This is a genomic window from Streptomyces prasinopilosus, from assembly GCF_001419695.1.
Classification (GTDB): domain Bacteria; phylum Actinomycetota; class Actinomycetes; order Streptomycetales; family Streptomycetaceae; genus Streptomyces; species Streptomyces prasinopilosus.
Genome location: NZ_LIRG01000001.1, coordinates 1 through 2,915, shown reverse-complemented (window position 1 = coordinate 2,915; position 2,915 = coordinate 1). Strand labels below are relative to the sequence as shown.

The following is a 2,915-nucleotide window of genomic DNA, read 5'->3' as shown; positions in this document are numbered from 1 at the left end:
CGGCTCCGGCTTCCCGGCCGTCGATGATGAGGAGTCCGGTGTGCGGGCTGTCGTCGGCCTGGTCGTGGCCGGTCAGCTCGGTACACAGGGTCTCGGGGTACTCGCGGTGGCGTGCTCCACACAGAGGGCCGGTCATGCTGCCGCCTCTCGCTGCTGGTCGGGGATGTGGATCTGGTGGGTGTCGAGTTCGCCGACTGCGAGCGCGATGGCGACGGCGTTGGCCCGGTCGCGGGCACCGAGGACTCGGAAGATCTCGGCGAGGTGCCGGTCGACCGTGTTCCGGTGAATGCCGAGACGACGACCGATCTGCGTACTGGTGTAGCCGTTGGCGACCAGCTCCAAGACGAGCCGGCGGCGGGCGGTCAGCAGTTGGGATCTCACGGTTCCCTCCGGGTGCCTCGTCGGGCGCGGATCTCAGCCGCGGCCATCCGCCGCAGTGCGCGTTCGATCACGGCGGCCCGCACCTGGCCCGCGAACACGGTCGCCAGCAGCTCCTCGGAGCTGGAGGTGAGGAGTTCCCGGGCGACCGGGCGTCGCGGCGAACTCATCGGGCCTCCCCGCTGGTCTGGGCGGCCGGCATGTCGGCGGGTGTGGTCATGGGTTCCTCCAGGTCGGGTAGCTGGTGGGGTGCGGGGCCGCTGCCGAGGTTGAGCGGGAGCGGCCCCGGCAGGGTCAGGGGCGGGTGATGTGGAGGCGGCGCCGTCCGCCGTCGGGCTGTTGGTCGGGCACGACGTGGAAGCCGGCCGCCTGCAGCTCAAGGGCGTACTTCTCGAGGCCGGTCTTCTCGCCGGGCCCGTCGTGGAAGACGTTGACCTGACGGCGGCCGGACTGGGCGGTACGCCAGCCGGGCAGCCAGCCCTCGTCGGTCCACTCGGACGGCGGGTACGACTCGAGCACCGCGTCGACGTCTCGGGCTCGGATCACGCGGGGCATCAGGCGTCCACCGCCTGCGAGCGGGCGGCGATCTTCGCGAGCTTGGCGTCGAGGTGCGCGGCCGGATCACCGGTGATCGAGGCGAGCGCGACCGCCGCGGTGACGATGACGTCAACGAGTTCGTCCGCCACGTCACCGCGGTCGTGAGTGACACCCTTCCGCGGGTTCTGGCCCTGCACACCGATCCACGCCTGAGCAACCTCGCCGGCCTCCTCGGTCAGCTTCAGGATGCGGAGAGTGGTCTCCTGCTCGCTGCGCCCGTTCTGGGCGTCGAGCCAGGCGACGAGGGCGCGGATCGTGGACCACTGGTCGGAAGTGAGCATGTTCGTTCCTTTCGGGGGTGTTTGGCTGCGGGCGAGGGTGAGGGGCTACGCGGCCCCTGTGAGGCTTCGTGGGCCCCTCCGGCGACGCGGAGCCACCGGAGGGGGCGAGAGGCGCTCCTACGCACACTCAGGGCCTCTCACGGACGTCAGGCGGGCGGAGAGGGCGGGCGGGTGTCGTCCTGCTGCGCCCCGATGCCGAGGATGTGCACCGGGTCCATCGGCGGACGCTTCGGGCGGCTCGGGTTCATCAGGCAGGTGCCGGGGTCGACGCCCTCACAGTTCGAGCAGGAGTGCGGGGCGGGCTGCGTCTCGTCGGTGTCGAAGCAGCGGCAGTTCGGTCCGCCCCAACGGCCGGGGCAAGCGTGCAGGGTGTCGTCGGCCTCGGCGGGCTGCGTCTCGTCGGCCATGCGGCTCGGGTCCGGGTTGTCGTCGGTGAGCGCGGCGCCGACCTCGTACAGCAGGCGTGCGGCTTCGGGGCCGATCTCACGCTCGTCGCGCCAGACGCGGAGCACACCGAGGGCGCGCTGTACGGCGTCGGCGGCGATGCGGTCACGGAGGGCGGTCTGGTCGGTGACGGGCGCCTGCCCAGCAGACGAGGCGGGCTCGCGCACCTCGATCGTCAGCGGCGCATTCAGGTACCGGAAAGCGGCTTGGATCGTGCTGACGGGGTGGTCGGCGATGTGACGGGCGAGCGCCCATGCAGCCGGGTTGTCCGGCTCCGTGAGGTCGTCGGCGGTCTGGTCGGTCATCGGGAATCCTTTCGGGCTGCCCGGGGCGGGACAGCCGGGAGGGGTGGTCAGGCGTCGGGGTCGTCCAGGTGGGCGTCCGGGCCCTGTTCGGCGTGGTCGAGGGTGGCGAGCGCGTACTCCAGCACCCGACGCAGAGCGTCCGGGCCGGCCGGAACGGCGGGCGCGCGAACGATGCCGCGGAGGATCCAGTCGCCGGGCTGGAGCGTGACCCGGCTGGGGTCGTCACTGGCATGCGGCCACCGGACGACGGTGATTTGCAGGGTCGGGGAGTCGTGGGTGTGGTGGCCGGTGTCGGTCACGGTGTCCTCCGGGTGGTGGGTGCGGTGCAGGTCAGCGGGGTCATGGGGCGGGGTTTCCGGCGGCACCGGTCCCTCTCGCGGCGGCCTCGGGGTGCTGTCCGCTGCCGCGGGTGAACGGGAGCCGCGCGCCGAGGAGTCGGCGGGATGCGTCGGCAGACGCCCGGGAAGGGGCCTGTGCGGGCGCTGGAGGGGCCGGGGCAGGTTCGGGGTGCCAGACCTCCACCCACACACCCGCAGCCCGCCACACGCACACCACACGGCCCGGGACGCTGTAGTCGAACGCGGGCCGCAGATCATCCGCCGCGAGGGGCCGCCAGTGCTCGGGCACGCTGACGAACCTCATCAATGCGTCCACGCCGTCCGGGCCGACCAGTTGAGCGGACACCAGCGGCCTCCCATCAGCCGCCGCACCCGACTCCCAGCCGGACAGGCGGGCCTGGAAACCGCGCTCCCGGGCGAAGACGGTCCAGCAACGGACGGCATGGTCGATCGCCGCATCAGCCACGGCCTGGTCTGGGATGGCTGTTCGAGACTGCACAGGTGCCTCCTGCGGGGTGGGTAGGTTGGGGCCAGACCCCGGCGTGATTGGTGCACGCCGGGGTCTGGCCCCA

The 2,915-nt window shown here is 72.2% G+C and carries 6 protein-coding genes; all 6 read right to left on the bottom strand.

What is annotated here, in order from left to right; genetic code table 11:
• Nucleotides 1–132 precede the first annotated feature (132 nt).
• Nucleotides 133–381 carry a helix-turn-helix domain-containing protein gene (locus AOK18_RS00030; RefSeq protein ID WP_079104763.1) on the bottom strand — a complete coding sequence of 83 codons (249 nt, stop codon included), beginning with the start codon at nucleotides 379–381 and terminating at the stop codon, nucleotides 133–135.
• On the bottom strand, nucleotides 378–548 hold the full coding sequence (locus tag AOK18_RS32730; protein ID WP_157864977.1) for a hypothetical protein: 171 nt from the start codon (nucleotides 546–548) through the stop codon (nucleotides 378–380). The genes AOK18_RS00030 and AOK18_RS32730 overlap by 4 nt, the downstream gene beginning before the upstream one ends.
• A gap of 124 nt (nucleotides 549–672) precedes the next feature.
• Nucleotides 673–933 carry a hypothetical protein gene (locus AOK18_RS00025; RefSeq protein WP_055692868.1) on the bottom strand — a complete coding sequence of 87 codons (261 nt, stop codon included), beginning with the start codon at nucleotides 931–933 and terminating at the stop codon, nucleotides 673–675.
• A complete protein-coding gene (locus AOK18_RS00020) occupies nucleotides 933–1,256 on the bottom strand; it encodes a MazG-like family protein (RefSeq protein WP_055692867.1) in 324 nt (107 codons plus the stop codon). Before AOK18_RS00020 ends, AOK18_RS00025 begins: the two co-directional genes overlap by 1 nt.
• Before the next feature lie 146 nt (nucleotides 1,257–1,402).
• Nucleotides 1,403–2,005, bottom strand: coding sequence for a hypothetical protein (locus AOK18_RS00015; protein WP_055692866.1), 603 nt, complete (start codon nucleotides 2,003–2,005; stop codon nucleotides 1,403–1,405).
• 47 nt (nucleotides 2,006–2,052) lie between these two features.
• The gene (locus tag AOK18_RS00010; protein WP_157864976.1) at nucleotides 2,053–2,304 is read right to left on the bottom strand and encodes a hypothetical protein; all 252 of its coding nucleotides are present in this window, start codon (nucleotides 2,302–2,304) and stop codon (nucleotides 2,053–2,055) included.
• Between the last annotated feature and the right edge of the window lie 611 nt (nucleotides 2,305–2,915).